The 18,471-nt window shown below is 54.4% G+C and carries 12 protein-coding genes; 6 read left to right on the top strand and 6 right to left on the bottom strand.

Going from position 1 to position 18,471, the window contains the following annotated elements:
• Window positions 1-17 precede the first annotated feature (17 nt).
• On the bottom strand, window positions 18-3,221 hold the full coding sequence (locus VHE34_RS03450; protein WP_325584613.1) for a TonB-dependent receptor: 3,204 nt from the start codon (window positions 3,219-3,221) through the stop codon (window positions 18-20).
• Between the two features lie 310 nt (window positions 3,222-3,531).
• Window positions 3,532-7,698, bottom strand: coding sequence for a hybrid sensor histidine kinase/response regulator transcription factor (locus VHE34_RS03445; protein WP_325584611.1), 4,167 nt, complete (start codon window positions 7,696-7,698; stop codon window positions 3,532-3,534).
• A 259-nt stretch (window positions 7,699-7,957) separates the two neighbouring features.
• On the opposite strand from VHE34_RS03445, the gene VHE34_RS03440 reads away from it, so the two are divergent.
• Window positions 7,958-8,791, top strand: a complete 834-nt coding sequence (locus VHE34_RS03440) for a universal stress protein (protein WP_325584609.1) — start codon at window positions 7,958-7,960, stop codon at window positions 8,789-8,791.
• 94 nt (window positions 8,792-8,885) lie between these two features.
• On the opposite strand, the gene VHE34_RS03435 is transcribed toward VHE34_RS03440, so the two are convergent.
• Together VHE34_RS03435 and VHE34_RS03430 are read right to left on the bottom strand one after the other, a co-directional pair.
• Window positions 8,886-9,332 carry a response regulator gene (locus VHE34_RS03435; RefSeq protein ID WP_325584607.1) on the bottom strand — a complete coding sequence of 149 codons (447 nt, stop codon included), beginning with the start codon at window positions 9,330-9,332 and terminating at the stop codon, window positions 8,886-8,888.
• Window positions 9,329-10,795 carry a sensor histidine kinase gene (locus tag VHE34_RS03430; protein ID WP_325584605.1) on the bottom strand — a complete coding sequence of 489 codons (1,467 nt, stop codon included), beginning with the start codon at window positions 10,793-10,795 and terminating at the stop codon, window positions 9,329-9,331. The genes VHE34_RS03435 and VHE34_RS03430 overlap by 4 nt, the downstream gene beginning before the upstream one ends.
• 141 nt (window positions 10,796-10,936) lie before the next feature.
• On the opposite strand from VHE34_RS03430, the gene VHE34_RS03425 reads away from it, so the two are divergent.
• The 3 genes from VHE34_RS03425 to VHE34_RS03415 all read left to right on the top strand — a co-directional run bounded on the left by VHE34_RS03425 (window position 10,937) and on the right by VHE34_RS03415 (window position 15,089).
• A complete protein-coding gene (locus tag VHE34_RS03425; protein ID WP_325584603.1) occupies window positions 10,937-13,165 on the top strand; it encodes a bifunctional alpha,alpha-trehalose-phosphate synthase (UDP-forming)/trehalose-phosphatase in 2,229 nt (742 codons plus the stop codon).
• 192 nt (window positions 13,166-13,357) lie between these two features.
• Window positions 13,358-13,663, top strand: coding sequence for a hypothetical protein (locus tag VHE34_RS03420; protein ID WP_325584601.1), 306 nt, complete (start codon window positions 13,358-13,360; stop codon window positions 13,661-13,663).
• A gap of 40 nt (window positions 13,664-13,703) precedes the next feature.
• Window positions 13,704-15,089 (top strand): chloride channel protein, encoded by a 1,386-nt coding sequence (locus VHE34_RS03415; protein WP_325584599.1) that lies wholly within the window; start codon window positions 13,704-13,706, stop codon window positions 15,087-15,089.
• 4 nt (window positions 15,090-15,093) lie between these two features.
• Here VHE34_RS03415 and VHE34_RS31085 read toward each other — a convergent pair whose 3' ends face one another.
• Both VHE34_RS31085 and VHE34_RS03405 read right to left on the bottom strand, forming a co-directional pair.
• Window positions 15,094-15,453 (bottom strand): GNAT family N-acetyltransferase, encoded by a 360-nt coding sequence (locus VHE34_RS31085; protein ID WP_414709848.1) that lies wholly within the window; start codon window positions 15,451-15,453, stop codon window positions 15,094-15,096.
• Between the two features lie 298 nt (window positions 15,454-15,751).
• Window positions 15,752-16,213, bottom strand: coding sequence for a VOC family protein (locus tag VHE34_RS03405; RefSeq protein WP_325584595.1), 462 nt, complete (start codon window positions 16,211-16,213; stop codon window positions 15,752-15,754).
• Window positions 16,214-16,428: 215 nt separating this feature from the next.
• Here VHE34_RS03405 and VHE34_RS03400 point away from each other — a divergent pair, with 215 nt between their 5' ends.
• Both VHE34_RS03400 and groL read left to right on the top strand, forming a co-directional pair.
• Complete coding sequence (locus VHE34_RS03400; RefSeq protein ID WP_325584593.1) at window positions 16,429-16,710, top strand: co-chaperone GroES; 282 nt, start codon at window positions 16,429-16,431, stop codon at window positions 16,708-16,710.
• 52 nt (window positions 16,711-16,762) lie between these two features.
• Window positions 16,763-18,391, top strand: coding sequence for a chaperonin GroEL (groL, locus tag VHE34_RS03395; RefSeq protein WP_325584591.1), 1,629 nt, complete (start codon window positions 16,763-16,765; stop codon window positions 18,389-18,391).
• The last annotated feature ends 80 nt before the right edge of the window (window positions 18,392-18,471 follow it).

Here is an 18,471-nt window from a genome sequence, read left to right as displayed (position 1 = left end):
TCGTAATTTTTAAGCAATTAGAAAATGATACTTACCCCTATCATGGTCTTTCTTGGCCGGGGATAATAGCCCAGATCAACCCCCTGACCGAAGGAATAGGCTCCGCTGGCGTCCGTGGAGGAGTACCCTATTTCGGGATCCATACCGTTGTATTTGGTAAAGGTGAACAGGTTCTCGGCTGCGACGTACAGACGGAATTGCGACAGGTTCTTCCATTTTGCCAATTTTGCAAAATCGTATCCCAGGGTGATGTTCGAGATGCGCCAGTAGCTGCCGTCATGAATATAGAGATCGGAAAAATCAGCCCAGTTGGAGTTGTTTTGGGTCACCCGGGGCATTGAGTTGGAGGTGCCTTGTCCATGCCAGCGGCTCAGGATGGCGGTTGTCCAGTTACCATACGCACCTAAATCCCGGTAAGACTGAACGAGTTTGTTTCCTGCGACACCGCTTGTCGTTATGGAGAGGTCGAAATGTCTATAGTTGCCGGAAAATCTCAATCCAAAAACATGATGCGGGTTTGGATCGCCTACATTTGTTTTATCCTTCGAGTCAATGACGCCGTCGCCGTTCCCGTCCACGAATTTCACGTCACCGGGGTGCGCGGAGGGCTGGAGGGCGCCGTTCTTCCCCTTCCAGGCCTGGACGTCGGCTTCGGACTGGAAGATGCCGGCAGTCTTGTATCCCCAGAAATACCCGATGGGGTTCCCGGAGGACGCGCGGAAAAATTCCGGGGCATTGACAAACAGGCTGTTCGTGCCGCCGTGAATGATCCCATCGGCCGTGGGAATATTGTTCACCGTATTTTGGTTGTAGGCGTAGGAACCCGAAATGGAATAGGAGAAATCCTTTCCGATCCTGTCGTTGTAAGCCAGTTGCAGCTCTATTCCTTTATTGGTGACGTTGCCGCCATTGATGTAGGGATTGGTGGAAACCCCGGCGGTGGCGAGCAACGGAGCGGCGACCAGCCAGTCCTTTGTCAGCTTATGATAAAGATCGATGCTCGCACTCAGCTTATTGTTCAACATTTGGGCATCGATGCCGATGTTGGTTTGACGCGAGGTCTCCCATTTCGTTTTATCGACGCCGATGGTGGAGGGATAAGAGCCGTTTGTCAGGCTGGTATTGTTGTTGCCGAAATTGTATTGGGCGTTCGACAGGCTGATCAGGGAGAGGTAATTAAAGGCAGTGATACCGTCATTACCGTTAGACCCCCAGCTGGCTCTTAATTTCAGGAAGTTCAACCAGTTTCGGGTCGAAGCCAGGAACGATTCGTTGGTGAGCACCCAGCCGACGGAAAGGGAGGGAAAGTATCCCCACTGGTGATTTTGGGAAAACATGGTGGAACCGTCGGCACGGAAGATGGCGGAGGCGAGGTATTTCTCCTGGTAGGAGTAGTTTATCCTGCCGAAAAAAGACGCCTGGGCGTAAACGGCATTGGCGTTGCCATACAGCGACATGGCATGAGTCACAGTTTGTTTATTGGCGGCCGAGGTATCTGCGCTCATCGAGATCGAGGTCACGTTGGAAGTACTCAGATAACCGCGGTCAAAGGTGCCGAACAAGGTGGAGCCGGTATTCATGCCGCCTACGAATGACCCCTGGTATTTACGGGTGGCGCTACCTGCCAGAATATCGAAGCTGTGGTCTTTGATCCGAAAAGTGTAATTGGCCGTATTATCCCAATTGAGGGTGTACGAAACGGAGCTGCCCTGATTGATCGTTTCGTATCGATTATAAGCGTATACCGACAAGTTATCATAGACGGGGGTATAACTGTGGTTGGCGGAGGAGGAGTAATTCAAACCGAGGGTAGTCCTGAACTTCAAATTCTTCAGCGGCTGCAATTCCGCATAGACGTCTCCGAAGAACTTTTGCGTCTTGTTGTCATTTTGATTGTTGTAGACCATCAAGGCGTAAGGATTCGCTTCCTGGGTGTTCCAGGGGCCGCCGTTGTAAACGGTGGATTTGAGGCTGCTCAGGTAGTGTCCGGCCGAGTCGTACATGGCCAGCAGGGGGCTGGTTGCAAATGCGCCCCGGAGGGTGTTGCCATAGATCCCCCCGTCTTGTATGCCGTTTTGATCAATAAATGAGAAGGTGAGGTGCTCCCCTGCTCTCAGGACGCCGTCGTACATCTTTCGTTCGGAATTGGCGCGGAAGTTATAGCGCTGATAGTTGGAAAGTTTTTCTCCGCCGACGATCCCGCCCTGTTGCGTGTAGGAGAGACCCAGGGAATAGGATGAAATGTCCGAGCCGCCGGTGGCGGACAGGCTATAGTTTTGAACGGGTACGTTGGAGGCGATCATCTCGTCCAGCCAGTTAGTCCCTTTGCCGAGCGCGTTTATTTGCGACTGGGTAAAAAGGGCGGGCAGGCCGGAATTGAGAGCGGCCTCATTCTGCATGGTCGCATATTGCTCTGCATTCAGCAGTTTTGTTTTCGGCGGAGCGTTTTGGTATCCGTAGTAGCCGTCAAAGGAGATCTGCCCGCTGTTCTTAGCGCCCATTTTCCCGCTTTTGGTGGTTATCAGCACTACGCCGTTCGCGCCGTTGATACCGTAAATGGCGCTCGAAGCGGCATCTTTGAGGACGTCGACCGAGGCGATGTCCGTGGGATTGAGGTAGGTAATATCGCTGGTGATCACGCCGTCGACCACATACAGGGGATTGGCGTTCCCGATGGTGCCGGCGCCGCGGATATTTACTTTAAAGCCGCCGCCGGGCTGGCCGGAGGTGGAGGTAATATTGACTCCCGCAGCCTGACCTTGCAAGGCCTGGAGGGCGTTGGTGGTGTTCAGTTTGGCGAGGTCTTCGCCTTTCACGTGAGCGGTAGCGCCGGTGACCGCTTTGGACCGTTGCACTCCATAGCCCACGACCACGATATCGTCGAGCTTCGAATAGATGGCGTCCAACAGGATGCCGACGGCATTGGTTCCGGCGGCTATTTGGAGAGTTTTCGGCAGATGGCCCACGGCGGTGATCTCGAGGGATTCGCCGGTTGCGGCCATGATGCTGAAGGCGCCGTCGCTGTTGGAGGTTACTGCGGCCGGCCTACCCTTTACGGAGATCGAAGCGCCGGCAACGGGCTGGCCGGTAGTGGCATCGGTGACCCGGCCGGTTATTTTTCGGCCGGCGGTCTGTGCAAAATCATGGGTGCATGAAAGCAGGAAGGCCAGCAGGATCAAGAGGCGTTTTGATCCTTTGCTTTTGATCTTCTTTTCTAGCATAAACAAGCAATTATTGGTGAATGAATGGAATGAGCCCGGGGATGGGCTACAGCCGGAGCGGCTACCAGAAGGCAGTAAAGCAGTCTTACCAGATGGGGCATCGCAATCGGTTGTATTTCTCGTCAAAAATAGGCGGCCCGATTGAAGGAGGGGGTATGGCAACTTGCAAATCAAGGGGTTGAATTGTTGCCGCGAGGGGTGTGATTCTGTTATTTTTAGGGTAAAAATTGTTTAACACCGGGCGTGGGCCTGGGGATCGGCTTCGGGGCGGGCCTGGTCTTGGGGCAGGGGTTGGTTTTGGAGTGCCGGGTTAGCTTTTGCGTTTTTCCGCCTGGTAGATGCTGGGCAGTTTGCCGTATACCTCCTTGAAATAGCGGGCGAAATATTTGGGATTGTTGAAGCCTACCATGTAGGCTACTTCCGCTACGTTATGGCGGGTTTTTTCGAGAAGCTGGGCGGCGCGTTGCATCCGGAAGTGGCGGATAAAACCGATGGGGGTCTTGCCGGTGACCGTGAGAATGCGTTTGTACAGCGTTGTCCTGCTGAGGCCGAGTTCCCTGGACCAGTCTTCGACTGAAAAGTCGGCGTTGGCCATGTTCTTTTCGAGCACTTCGACTGCTTCCCGGATGAAGTCCGCCTCGGTCCTTTCCGGTTCGGGTTCTACGCCGGCGGGTTGGATATCGACCCGTTTTTTCAGGGTCTGTTCTATGGAGCCTTTGAGGTCCAGCAGGTTTCTTATACGGGAGATGAGGATCTCGACATTGAAAGGCTTGGAAATATAGTCGTTCACGCCCATGCCGAGGGCGCGGAGTTGGGCTTCTTCGGCCGAGAGGGCGGTAAGCAGGATGACGGGGATATGGCGGACCCGCTGGTCGTTCTTTATCTTGGCACAGAGCGTCAGGCCGTCCATCAGCGGCATGTTGACATCGCTTACGACGAGGTCCGGCTGGGCGGAAAGCGTCTTCTGCCATCCTTCCCGGCCATTGGCGGCTTCGAGCACGGTAAAGAGAGGGCTGAGATTTTCCTTGAGGTAGAATCTAAAATCGTCATCGTCTTCGACGAGCAGCAGTTTGAAGGTGCTTTCGCCGGGCTTCCCGGCAGGACCATGGGTGGATGGATTGGCGGCGGGTACGGGTGGGTTGCCTTCGGGTGGACTGACTGGGGGCTGGGTTGGATGGGCTGCGGATGCGGAAGGATTCGCGGTGAGTCCGGGAGGATTTGTTGCTGGGCTAATGGCTGGGTCGGTGGTGGCGGTGACGGCGGCGCCCGGCAGGAGGGACACGGGCAGGAGCACGGTGAAGCAGCTGCCCTTGTCCTGGCTGCTTTCGACGCGGATGGTTCCCCCGTGCAATTCCACGAATTCCCGGGTAATGGCAAGGCCGATGCCGGTGCCCTGGTTGCGAATATGTCCAGGCGTATCGCCCTGGAAGAACGATTCGAAGATCTTCTCCTGCAATTCCGTGGGGATGCCGATGCCTGTATCCGTCACGCGGAGTTGCAGCAAGGCGCTGTGTTCGTCGTTTTCGGCGATCGCGAGATCCACCTGTACCCTACCGCCGGTGGAGGTGAATTTAAAGGCGTTGGAGAGGAGATTGAAGACGATGCGTTCGACCTTATCCCTGTCGAAGAGCGTCGGGAGGTGGTCGGTGTCCGAGCGATAGTCCAGGGCGATGCCTTTGCCTTCCGCCAGGTCTGCAAAGGATAGGGTCGTCGCCTGGATGAATTCCGCTATATCCCCTCGCGACATGTTCAACTTCAGTTCGTTGACCTCCATTTTTCTCAGGTCGAGCAGTTGGTTGACGAGATGGAGAAGCCTTTTTGCGTTGCGGTCGATGGTCATGGCGAGTTGCCGCCGGCCGGGGTCTTCGGCGCTGTGGATCAATTTATCCACGGGTGAAAGGATCAGCGACAGGGGAGTCCGGAATTCATGGCTGAGGTTGGTAAAGAATTTGATCTTCATCCTGTCCAGCTCGTGGATGCGGACGGCTTCGCGCCTTTCTTCGGCCAGGGCGAACCGGGCTTTGGCGCGCCGGATGATCTGCAATCGTCCGAGGTATAGGGCTGCCGCGATGAGGAGGATATACACGGCATAAGCCAACGGCGTCTTCCAGAACGGGGGCCTGACGATCACGCGGATGACGACACCTTTGTTGTTCCATACCCCGTCGCTATTGGAAGCGCGGACGCGGAAGACATAGTCACCGGGATCGATATTGGTGTAGGTGGCCCGCGGGTTGCGGCCGTCCGTCGTCATCCAGTCCTTGTCGAAACCCGAAAGCTGGTATGCGTAGCGATTCTTCCGGGGGTTGATATAGCTGAGCGCCGCGAATTCCAGGGTGAAATTGTTTTCGTTATAGCTCAGCACCAGGTTGCTGTCCATCAGGACCGATGCGGGCAGCGGGACCGCCTTGTTGTAGAGTTGCAGCCCCGTGAGGACCACCGGAGGGATATGCCTGTCAATGCCGATCGATCCGGGGCTGAACAGGTTGAACCCTTTCCCGCCGCCGAAGATCATTTCGCCTTCCCGGGTGCGGAGGGCGGCGTTGTGGTTGAATTCCCGGCCCTGGAGCCCGTCGTATTCGTCGAAGTTTACGCAATCGATCAGGATGCGGCCTGCTTCCTGTGAAACGGTGATCCTGGAAAGGCCGCCGGAAGTGCCCGCCCAAAGGTGATGATCGCCGTCTTCCAGGACGTCGATGACGGAATTGGAAGGGAGGCCGTCTTTTCGCTGAAAGACCTGAAAGGTATCCCGGCCGGGCTGCAGCACGTTGAGTCCTTTCCGGGTGGCCACCCACATATTTCCGAGGTGATCACGGGTGATGCCAAAGATGACATTATCGGAAAGACCGTTGGCGGTGGTGTAGTGGGTGTACTTACCTGTTGACCGGCTCAGCACCTCGATACCCCACCCCGTTCCGATCCAGAGATTCGATGCGGAGTCTTCGGCGAGGGAAGAGATGTAATCGGAGTGGATGGAATAAGGCGTGGCGGTAGTGTTGTGATAGAATTTTCCCTTTTCTACATCGAGTCTATCGAGGCCACCGGTCATGGTGCCGATCCAAAGCGCTCGGTCGGAATCTTCGTGGATGGCATAGACCCGGTCATCGGCGAGGCTGGCGGGGTCCGAATCCTTGTGCCGGTAGTGAATGAACCTCCGGCCATCGTAGCAATCCAGTCCGCCGTGATAGGTGCCGATCCAGAGCCGTCCTTTGTGATCGACGGCCAGTGTCACCACGACATCGTTGCACAGGCTGTTGGGATTGGTGGGTTCATGGCGAAACCGGTGAAAGCCGTCCTTTGAGCGGTCGTAATAGATCAGGCCGCCGCCGTTGGTGCCGATCCAGATATTGCCTGCGGGGTCTTCTGCGAAGCAGTTGATGTCGTCATAGGGCAGGCTGCCGGGCACGCCCGGCTGGCGTCGGTACAGCGGGAAACGCAACAGGTTCTGTTGATAATAGGCGATGCCGCTTTTGAAAGTGCCCGCCCAGACGATGCCGGCGTTGTCCCGGTAGAGCGTCGTCACCGTGTTCTCGGGGAGACTTCGTTCTTCATCGGAATGCTGCAGACAGCGGACGGTCAGCTCTTTCCTATCGAGGAGATCGAGACCGCCCTGGTCGGTGGCGATCCAGACCAGGCCATCGTCATCGGTGATCACGCCACCAACGGTATTGCTGCTGAGCCTGGCCTGGCCGGAATCGCGACAGAAATGCGCGAGTGCGCCGGTATGCCGGTCGAACTCCCAGAGCCCGGTGAGGTTACCCGGGGCGTAGAGCCAGATCTTATCCAGCGGATCGATGAAGATTTTGTATCCGAACTGCGCCCGGGGCTTTGTCAGTTGCAATGTCCCGATGCGTTGGGTGATCCGGCCGTTTGACAGGTCCATCCGTTGGAGTGCTCCGTCCTCATGGGAGAGCCAGAGGCCGCCGGAGGAATCGAGGGCGGCATCCACGACGGGACTCGCCGCGGGGCCGCTTCGTTGCGGACCCAGCCGGATAGCAGCTTTGCCGGGATCGAACCGGTAAACTCCCGAATCCTGATAGACAAAATAATAATCGTTGTCCTTTCCCGTGATGATCCCGACGATGCCTGACCGTGAGAGACCGTGCGCCCGAAAAAACCCGTCCGTGCCGGGCATGAAACGTTCGGTCAGGGGATCGTAGACGTCGACGCCGCCGGTGGCGCCACTGATATACAGTTTGTCGCCGGGTCCCTGGAAGATGCGTTGGACATTGTCATCGGTAAGACTGTTGGAATCCGAATCCTCGTGGCGGAAGACCCTGAAAGAATACCCGTCGTAGCGGTTGAGGCCGAGCGAGGTGCCGATCCAGATGTACCCCCGCCGATCTTTAAAAATGGTGGTGATGCCGTTGTTCGACAATCCGTCCTGAATATCCAGTTTGGAAAAGGGATATATCTTTGCCTGTCCATCTGCATCCATTCCGGCTACCAGCAATAAAAGGAAGATCAGCCACCGCATAGCCCCGAAAATAGGCAATTCCTCATCGTATTCTAACTTTTTTTACTGCGATCCCTATTTTGTCTCCGCCCACAGTTCCGCCTTGATACCCAGCATTTTCCAATCCCGAGCCGGACGGCTTTTCGATGACCAATGCGTCGCCCGTTTGCTTCCGGCGAGGGATTGCGGGGCTGCCCCGCTCTAACCAAATTCTAATGCGCTTATAATACGGGTTTAAGAACGCGTGGCTACCTTACCTTTCAAAAAGGCGGCTTTTATAGTGGAAAATCTTTTTCCCCATATTCTCATCCCGGTCGATTTTTCGCCCAAAGCAGATATCGCGATAAAGAAAGCGGTTGGGATTGCAGGACAGGATGCGACCGAGTTGCATCTGCTTCATGTTATACATTCGGGCCGGGGTCCGGAACACGCATTCAAATTATGGGCGGTAGAGAAGGAATTCGAACAACTTCGGCATAAAATAAGGGAGAAGTACCCTTCGGCACGGGTGAAGACGCATGTCTTACAGGGTGGTTCGGTAGAAAAAATGATCGTCGAATGCGTCCGGATGTTAAAGCCTGCGTTGGTTGTCCTCGCCAAAGCCGATCCGCCGCGACGCTGGTCGTTGTCCCGGGGTGTCTCGCCGGGCATTATCGCGAAGCAAAGCAACTGCCCGGTATTGACGGTAAAGCCCGGGGCGGCGGGCAAGACGCGGTTGATCCTGGTCCCAATCCGGGATTTTCTACCGGAAAGGAAGCTCGAGTGGGCGGTGGCACTGGCCAGGAAATACCGTGCCCAGGTGCACCTGTTGGTATTCCAGGACCGGCAGGCCGACAGAGCGTCAACGTTGCCGCCAATATTCCTGAAAGCGTATAATCGACTGCAGGAGAAACTTCAGCAGCCGATCGAATTTTCCGCGACGGTCCTGCAGGATACCGCGAAAGCCACCTTGCATTGCGCCGAGACGATCATGGCGGATATGATCCTTGTGAATCCCAAAACGGAAAGCGGCACTTCCGGGTTTTCCGGGCACCGTCATATCAGCGATCTGCTCCCGCCGGATTCAAAAATACAGGTATTGGATGTGGAGCCGTACAAGGAGCTGTCAAGGTGAAGGTCTTTCCCCAGCCCCAATGGACCGGCACAACATAGGGTTGCGGTATCCAGCGAGATCACTGCAATGGTGTGAAGCGTCATATGGGTGCTCATTAGTTATCCTCTCCGCCGGTCATTAATTTCCGCAAATAAAACTGAACGAAATGTTCCATTGAATCGACCCGTTTGTGGCCGCTGGCATAGCCCATGGGTTTGATCAGGTAGCCGGATACGCCGAGGCGGTCGGTGGCGGCGCGGTCGGTTTGTTCGCCGGATGTCGTCATTATGTAGACCGGTATGGACTTCAGGCGATCGTCTGCCCGAATGACGGTGAGGAATTCCAAGCCGTTCATCCGGGGCATATTGAGATCCAGCAGCAGGATGTCCGGAAGAAAGTCCATTGCGGGCTTTGCGGCGGCCCCGCGGAGCAGTTCCAGCGCTTCGATGCCGTTGAATGCCGTGTACAATTCGTAGGGCAGGTCGAGCGTATTAAGCGAGCGGCGAACGCTCATAACATCCAGTTCGTCGTCTTCGACGACCATGATAATCTTTTTTTTCATACCGTACTCTTTGGCCATGTAAAGATAAATTTTGCTCCGTTGCCGGGGGAAGAAACGACGCGGATGGTCCCGCCGCGCTCTTCCACTATCTTTTTAACAATAGAAAGACCTATGCCAGTGCTTTCCTTGTCGGCCTTTTCGCGGAGCGTTTGAAACAGTCCGAATATTTTTTCGTGGTATTCCGGTTCGATGCCAGGGCCGTTGTCCTCTACCGCAAATTCATAATACGCCCCGGAATCCATGCCGGCGACCGTGATCACCGTTGTACCCGGTGTGCCATATTTGACTGAATTGGCGATGAGGTTGCTGAACACCTGTTGCATAGGAAGTCTCTCGGTGAACACTACGGGCAGGCGGTCTGTCCGAACGATATAACCATCCGGAACGATCAATTCAATCAAATCGGCCACGAGGTCGCCGACGTCTACCGGTTCCTTTGCGGTTCCTTCCCGACCCGCCCGGGCGTATTGCAGGATACCGTCGATCAAGGCTTCCATCCTGGCGATCCTGTCCGGGATATAATCGAGGTATTTTCGCACGGTTGGCGTGATCTCGGCGGCATGATCCTCTTCGATCCAGCGGACCACGTTCGAGATCCCGCGAACAGGCGCTTTGAGGTCATGGGAGACCACGTAGGCGAATTGGTTGAGTTCGGCGTTCTTTTTCTCCAGTTCGCCGATGGTACTGGATAATTTTTCGGACATCAGGTTCAGGGAAGCCGAAAGGCTGCTCAATTCATCGCGCTTTTTATCGTTTACCCTACCGAAATCTCCCTGCGAAATCCTTTCCGCCAGGCGGACCAACGGGCCGATACGGCGCGAGATATTGCGTACCAGGAGAAGAGCGATGCTCAATCCTACGAGCACCAGCAGGATGCTGAAGAGCAAAGAAAAACGATCGGTACGGTCGATGGCGTCCGCCAGTTCTTTGCGCCGGAGATCCCTTTGCCGGTACTCTGCTTCGTCAAAGGCATTAAACAGCGCGGCGATCCGCCCGCTGTATTCCTGACCGACACCTTTCCCCATCCGGGTGTCGAGCAGACGGCTAAATTCCTCTGATGGCCGAACGCCGGAGCCTGATCCTTTCCTGATCGCGATCAGCTCGCCGGCGTATTCCACCCAGCGGTGATGGAGGGCAAGGATCGAATCGACGATCACTGCCTGATCACGCAGGGTAGCCAATTGCTGCATTTGTTTTTCGGCGTCCGGCAGGGCTTTCGATCCTTCATCGAACGGCTGCAATAAATGCTGATCGCCGGTCAGCAAGAACCCCCTGAAGGCGCTTTGCATTTTTACCATATCCTTATTGAGGGCGCCGGAATGCCGGATGACGGCCTCCGACCGCATCAAAAATTCCGATGTCGTCTTGACCCGCAGGGTTAGCAGGTAGTTGACAAAGGAATCCAGCAGGTCGATCGAAATGGCGATCAAAAAACCCAGGAAAATTTGAGTGGCTAATTTCATTCCCGGAATATACGTTATGCCAAAATCGGGATGAAGCCTGTCACCCCCGAAAACCAGTTTCTAATGACATTCTAATTTCTTTTTAATGCCAATCTTTGGCGGCCGGGGTACATTTACAAGCGATTAACAAAAAAACACAAATTGGCGACACCATGCAGGCTTTTCATTGTAACGGGGCGACTTCCGTTGGAGTTCCCGGAGCAGACCAACCGGATTTCCGCTGCGACGGCCGATGGCGGTATTGCGGCCGCCATCTCGGCTTTTCTTGGAGTGGGTATAGCGGCCGGTGATAAGGAATTCTCCGGGGCCGGCTGGGCCGGGGTAGCGCCCTGCAAGCCTGACAAGTGGGAATTGCTAAAAGATCAATTACCGGAGAACGGTTACGACTGGTATCCCATATTCCTGCCTGCGAGGCATCATCAAACTCTTTCCAGGGGATTTGTCAACAGTGTTTTGTGGCCGTTGTTCCATTATTTTCCCTCCTATGTGGAAATCCCTGCCGGCGCGTATGAGGATTATTTCGATATGAATCGCCAGTTTGCCGACAGTCTCGAACGTTACCTGCGGCCCGGCGATACGGTTTGGATCCATGATCACCAGCTATTGCACCTGGCGGGTTTATTGCGGCAGCGGATACCGGAACTAACCATCGGAACGTACCTTCACATCCCCTTTCCTTCATTCGAGATCTTCCGTCATCTTCCCGGCGACTGGCAGGAGAGCCTTCTCAGAGGCATGCTTGGCGCCGACCTCATCGGCTTCCAAACAGCAGAATATGCGGCGCATTTCCGTAACTGCGTCCGGCTGACTGTGGAGACGGCCGGGGATGGCGAAACCATCGAGGTCGGGAACCGCCTGGTGAGGACCGGAGTCTTTCCCGTGGGCATAGAGTATTCTTCTTTCAATGCGCCGGCGGAAACGGCGGCGATGCAAGCAAAATTCACCGAACTCCGACAACGTTTCGATGGTAAGAAGATCGTATTTTCCATCGATACCCTGGATTATACGAAAGGCATCCTTCACCGGATAAATGCATGCGCGAAATTCCTGCAGGAGTACGGCGACCACCATGACCATGTCGTCTTTATCTTCGTTATAATTCCCTCGCGGGAAAATCATACCCGATATGCCGAACGAAAGAAATTGCTCGATGAGAGCGTCAGCCAGGTCAACGGTAAATTTGGCAACCTTCGATGGCAACCGTTATTGTATTTGTACCGGAACTTGTCTTTTGAAGAATTGCTGCCCCTTTACCGGCTGTGTGATGTCGCTCTATTGACTCCATTGCGGGACGCCATGAATCTCTATGCAAAGGAGTTCGCGGCCAGCCGGATCGACGAAGCGGGAGTATTGATCCTGAGTGAGCTCGACGGAGCCGCCGAGCAGCTCGGCGGCGCGCTTGCCGTCAATCCATATGATATCGCCAAAGTAGCCCAGGCAATAAAGACCGGTCTGGACATGTCGCCGGAAGAGCAACGGCACCGCATGCGAGAGATACGCGAATCCGTTAGCCGCCATGATATTTCGCGATGGGGCAAGGAATATTTGCTGGCATTACAATCTGCCCGGAGCCGCCGGCAGGAGTTCCGGGCGCGTTTTTTCGACGCCTATTCCCAACGTCAGTTGCTCGAAAGTTACCGGGGCGCCGCCAGGCGGCAATTTTTTTTGGACTATGACGGCACGCTGATGCCCTTTTTCAACCAGCCATCGGAGGCGAGACCTGGGGAGAATGTGCTGGAAACGCTCAGCCTCCTTGCAGCGGATGAACGGAACTCCGTCTGCATCATCAGCGGCCGGGACGCCACTGTGCTGGAGAGCTGGCTGGGGCATCTTCCAGTCCATATCGTTGCGGAGCATGGTGCGCAGGTCAGGTACCGGGGGGAAGGATGGGAGAAAGTCGCGCTGCCCGCTGAAGAATGGAAACACCGTGTGATCCAGGTGATGGATGAATATACCGGGGAATGCCCGGGTGCGTTCGTCGAGAAAAAGAACTTTTCACTGGTCTGGCATTACAGGAATGCGCATCCACAATTGGCCGATAAAATAAAGATGAGCTTGTATTCGGCGCTTATCGAAGTCACGGCCGGGTTGCCGGTCCAGGTGACGATCGGAAAGAAGATACTCGAGGTTCGGAACAGGGACATCGACAAAGGAAGTGCGGTCCGGAGCCTGCTTCGCCGGGAAACGGGCGATTTCATTCTTGCCATTGGCGACGATCGAACCGATGAAGATATGTTCCGTGCGTTGGCCGACAGCAGGCATGCTTTTACGATAAAGGTCGGGCAAGAGGCGTCGTATGCTAATTTTAACGTTCCTACGCCGCAATCCGTTATTTCGTTGCTTGGCGCTCTCGGAAACCTGCGCTCCTAATCAAGGTATATGTTGCCGTTGGCCCGCCTGGAGAGACTCCATTTCTAATCATTCTCTAATCCGCATTTAATCGATCGTTAATGTCAGCTATATAACTTCACGAGCTACCATTCCGCCTACTCTATGCGATCGACATCGCCATGTGAATAAGGATCGTTCTGCGCCGACACTGACCTGATAAACCTATGTATCATGGTTTCCAAATCGTTCCTTATCTCCTTCGAGTACCAATTGGATCGGGGTGCGATAACCATCCAACTCTGCGCGGAGGTCGAGATTCATTGCAATCCAACCTATTATGCCGTGCGGGACATTCGTTCGCCGCACCATGGGAGTTGTCCTGCCATCCCGGAGGTCAGGATAATCAAGAAGGCCTCCGGTTGGGTGCATTGCGACAGTCAGAAATCGACCGAGTTAACCCGGAGCATTGGAGTGGCGCTCGATGCGTTTGGACGCCGGCAGGATCCAGACGAACGCGCTTGCCGGATGGACATCTGATTGGACAACGCGGGACCGCCATTTGTTTTACCTTTACAGTATGGGCATTTACACCAGAGTACGCATCGCGGCAAAAAGAGCCTTTGAAAGCATCAGAAATGAAAAAGTAAAACAAAACATCCTGCAGGCTGTTCCTTTTTGGGTTGCTTCTTCACTTACGGGATTGATCGCCGTGCTATATGCCAGGCTATTTGCGTTAGCGGAAAGGGGAACCCAATACATACTGCATACTCGCGCGTGGTCGTTGTATATTATAAGCCCGGCGTGCTTTATCGCCGCCTGGTGGGTGGTAAAGAAATGGGCTCCTTATTCCAGGGGCAGTGGAATACCGCAGGTCATGGCCGCTATCGAGCTTGCCACGCCGCGGTTTAACCAAAAGGTAGCCAAGTTGCTGAATCTTCGGATTTTGTTTATCAAGTTCGTGTCAAGCCTGACGATGGCTTTGGGCGGGGGGGTGATCGGCAGGGAGGGGCCGATGATCCAGGTGGCGGGGTGTATCTTTCGAAAGATCAACGAATGGCTGCCCGCCTGGTGGCCGAAGATATCCAAGAGAAATATGATCATGACGGGCGCCGCGGCCGGTCTGGCCGCGGCGTTCAATACGCCGTTGGGGGGCATCGTCTTCGCCGTGGAGGAATTGACACGCACCCATATCAGCTATTTCAAGACGGCGCTCTTCACGGCAATCATCATTGCGGGACTTACGGCACAGGGGCTGTTAGGTCCATACCTGTATCTCGGTTATCCCGACGTGGGTCATTTATCCTCCTATATTTTCCTTTGGATCGCCGTTGTTGCGCTGATCGCGGGCCTGGCGGGCAGCGGGATGTCGAAACTGATCCTGGGGATCTTTCGTTGGAAGCAGAAATTCCGATATTCGTGGCAGCATATCCTCTATGTTTCCACGTGTGCGGTGATACTGGTTACGTTGGGACTGTTTGTCAATGCGAGAGCGATGGGGTCCGGAAAGGACCTGATCACATCCAGTCTTTTCACATCTGCGAAGTACAGCAGTTGGTACATGCCCTTTCTACGCACGGCGGGGCCGATATTTTGTTTTACGACCGGCGCTGCCGGCGGGATATTTGCGCCTGCGCTCGGCGCCGGGGCAAGTATCGGTTCGACCCTTTCGGGCTGGCTGCACCTGGCCGATACCGATACGAATATGTTGATATTGTCGGGAATGGTCGCCTTCCTCACCGGCGTGACCCGGACGCCCTTTACTTCGGCGATCCTCGTGCTGGAAATGACAGACAGGCACAATGTGATCTTTCATTTGATGCTGGCCGGGATGATCGCCAGTCTTATATCCATGCTGGTGGACAAGCATTCGCTTTACGATCATTTAAAATACCAGTATGTACACGCAGTGGTTCATGAGCATGAGGACGCAGGGAAGGAATTGACGGTATCGGTAAAGGAATGACCTGTTATCGCCTTTCATGGCCGATGTTATTGGCGGCCTGAACATTCTTTACGAGCAAGATCATATCACAAACCCTTTCTTCGCCTTCAAAAATTGGATAGGGATAGTTCTCGATGAAAAAATTCTTTCGCATGCCAAAGTCCCGAAAACCATTCTTTCTGTAAAACCCAAGCTGTCTGCCAACGGTGGCCGTGCCTACGACAATCCTTTGATAACCGACGGCCTCCGCAATACGATGCACTTCGGCCAGCATATAACTGCCCAGCCCCCTACCCTGCACTTGCTCATCAACTGCCATATTCTTTATTTCGAGCTCTTCGGGCCCGTTGCGATGAAGCACAAATACGCCGATCTGCCGGCCGATGCCATTTAAGAGGACATAGACATCACTTTGGTGTATATACCGGTCAACGGCCTCCCAAGCCTCATCGGCCAGCAGGAGAAGCGAAATGGGTAAAGGGGCCTTCGGCCCCAGTTTGATGATGCGTGTTGATGAAAAGTCCTTACTGACTATTGTAAATTAATTTTTATGATGTTTATTAGCCCAGAAAAGTCGCATACAACCCGGGACGAAAGAATGCCCATTGTTCCCGTTCTGTTAGCCAATTTTCCCGCTGGTCCTGGAGATGCGAGGGCGGCGGTGATATTCGTCCATGACGATTTTATCGTACTGAATTGACTTTTTCCCATTCATCATAAGAAATAACTCCCAATTCAGGCCTTGGCCGGCCTTCCAGGACGGCTATAAACTCCAGTTCGTGTCCGTCCGGGTCCTCGAAATAGATAGCTACCGCCGGCATCCAGGCAAAGACCATCGGTCTTTCATTTCCGTCATTTAAAAAATTGTAGGGTTTGATATTCCGGGATCTTAAGAACGGCACCGCCCAATTCAGAACATCTTCGGCCTCACAGCGGAATGCAAAGTGCCTTTTGTCAATTTGCCCCCGGGGTTTCTCCCATAATCCAAGCATCGCCTCCTTTGGACTGGCACCTATCCAAAAGAAGGCCACCCTACGCTCCGTTTCATAACGACATAGCTCAAGACCGGGCATGTTGCTGTAAAATTCGATCGAAACATCGATATCAGCCACGAACAAATGGGTCTCGTAAAGTCCTTTGATCATAATCCTGCTGTTATTTCCTGACCAGGTCGGCGTGCAAAATTAGGAGATATTCAGACGGAAATTTTGACAAGAAAATCTGACAGAACGCACTGAAAAATTTTCATTTTTTTGGTTTGGCATATTGCTTGATCGGCGATCTTCACCGTTCAAGCTTTATTTCAAGTAATTGACCGTAGTTAATGAGTTTTGTTCTAACAATTCAAAATCATAAAATTATGTCAAGTACAACGCAGTTCAAGCCGCTTCATGACAGAGTAATCATCAGGCCCGCCCGGGCGGAAGAAAAAACGGCCGGAGGTATCATCATTCCCGATACGGCAAAGGAAAAACCGCAGCGCGGCACTGTGGTTGCCGCCGGGCCCGGTACAAAAGACGAGCCCGTCACCGTTAAAGAAGGAGACATGGTGCTTTATGGCAAATATGCCGGCACGGAATTAAAGGTCGGAGGCGAAGACCTGCTGATCGTGCGCGAGTCGGATATCCTGGCCATCGTCTAGCCGGCCGCTTTCTCATAACCTTATTTTCAAACAATTAAAAATTGCATGTACAATGGCAAAGCAACTTTTCTTTGATACGGATGCAAGGAATCGCATGAAAAAGGGCGTCGACACTCTCGCGAATGCGGTAAGGGTCACGCTTGGCCCTAAAGGGCGGAATGTAGTGCTTGAAAAGAAGTTCGGCGCGTCGACCATCACCAAAGACGGGGTCAGCGTGGCCAAGGCGGTCGAGTTGGAGGACCCCATCGAGAATATAGGCGCGCAAATGGTGAAGGAGGTAGCCTCGAAAACGGCCGATGCCGCCGGCGATGGAACCACTACGGCTACGGTGCTGGCGCAGGCCATTATATCGGAAGGCCTGAAAAATGTGGCGTCCGGAGCCAATCCCATGGACCTGAAAAGGGGGATCGACAAAGCCGCCGGGGTGGTCGTCGACCAGTTGAAGAAGCAGTCGCAAACAGTCGGCAACAATAGCGATAAGATTCGCCAGGTAGCTGCGGTTTCGGCAAATAACGATGAAACGATCGGCAGCCTCATTGCGGAAGCCTTTACCAAAGTCGGCAATGAAGGGGTCATAACCGTCGAAGAGGCGAAAGGAACGGCGACGACCGTGGAGGTCGTAGAGGGGATGGAATTCGACCGGGGGTATATTTCCCCATACTTCGTCACGAATGCCGAGAAAATGGAAGCCGAATTGCAGAGCCCTTACGTGCTGATCTACGATAAGAAGATCAGCGTGATGAAGGATATGCTTCCGCTGTTGGAGAAAACCGCGCAAAGCGGCAGGCCGATACTCATCATTGCGGAAGACCTCGATGGGGAAGCCCTTGCGACGCTGGTGGTGAACAAGCTGAGAGGAACTTTGAAGGTTGCGGCGGTGAAGGCGCCCGGCTTTGGGGACCGGCGCAAGGAAATGCTGGAAGACATTGCCGTACTGACCGGCGGTATCGTCATCAGTGAGGAACGCGGCTATAAGCTTGAAAACGCCGATATCAGCTATCTTGGCACGGCCGATGCGGTCACCATCGATAAGGACAACACCACGATCGTCGGGGGCAAGGGTAAGAAGGAAGCTATCCAGGCCAGGGTCGCGCAGATAAAGGCGCAGATAGCCGCCAGCACATCCGACTATGACAAGGAAAAGCTGCAGGAGCGGCTCGCGAAATTGAGCGGTGGCGTAGCCGTGCTGTATGTGGGTGCTGCGACGGAAGTGGAGATGAAGGAAAAGAAGGACCGGGTGGACGATGCGTTGCATGCGACCCGTGCCGCGATCGAAGAGGGGATCGTGCCCGGGGGTGGTGTCGCCTATATCCGGGCGCTCGAGGCCCTGGGCAGCCTGTCCGGCAGCAACCCCGACGAAACGACCGGAATCGCCATCGTTCGCAAGGCCATCGAAGAACCGCTCCGGCAGATAGTCCGCAACTGCGGGCTGGAGGGCAGCATCGTTGTGCAAGAGGTGCGGAAGGGTAAGGAAGACTACGGGTTCAATGCGCGGACGGAACAGTACGAGCCGCTTTTGGGAGCCGGGGTGATCGACCCGACAAAAGTTACGCGGATTGCGCTCGAGAATGCCGCTTCGATCGCCGGATTGCTGTTGACGACGGAATGTGTTATTTCCGACCGGCCGAAGAAGGAGACGGCACCTGCGCCGGCAGCCCCTGGAATGGACATGGATTATTAACGATCCTGCCCGGCTCTAAGACGTAGTATCTATATATAAGCGAATCCCGTTACTCCGGCGGCGCCGGTGAGTATACGGGA

Origin of the sequence: Puia sp. (assembly GCF_035546395.1) — a bacterium.
Lineage (GTDB): Bacteria > Bacteroidota > Bacteroidia > Chitinophagales > Chitinophagaceae > Puia.
The sequence above is the reverse complement of the archived record's forward strand: the minus strand, read 5'-3'. Positions and strand labels throughout refer to the sequence as shown.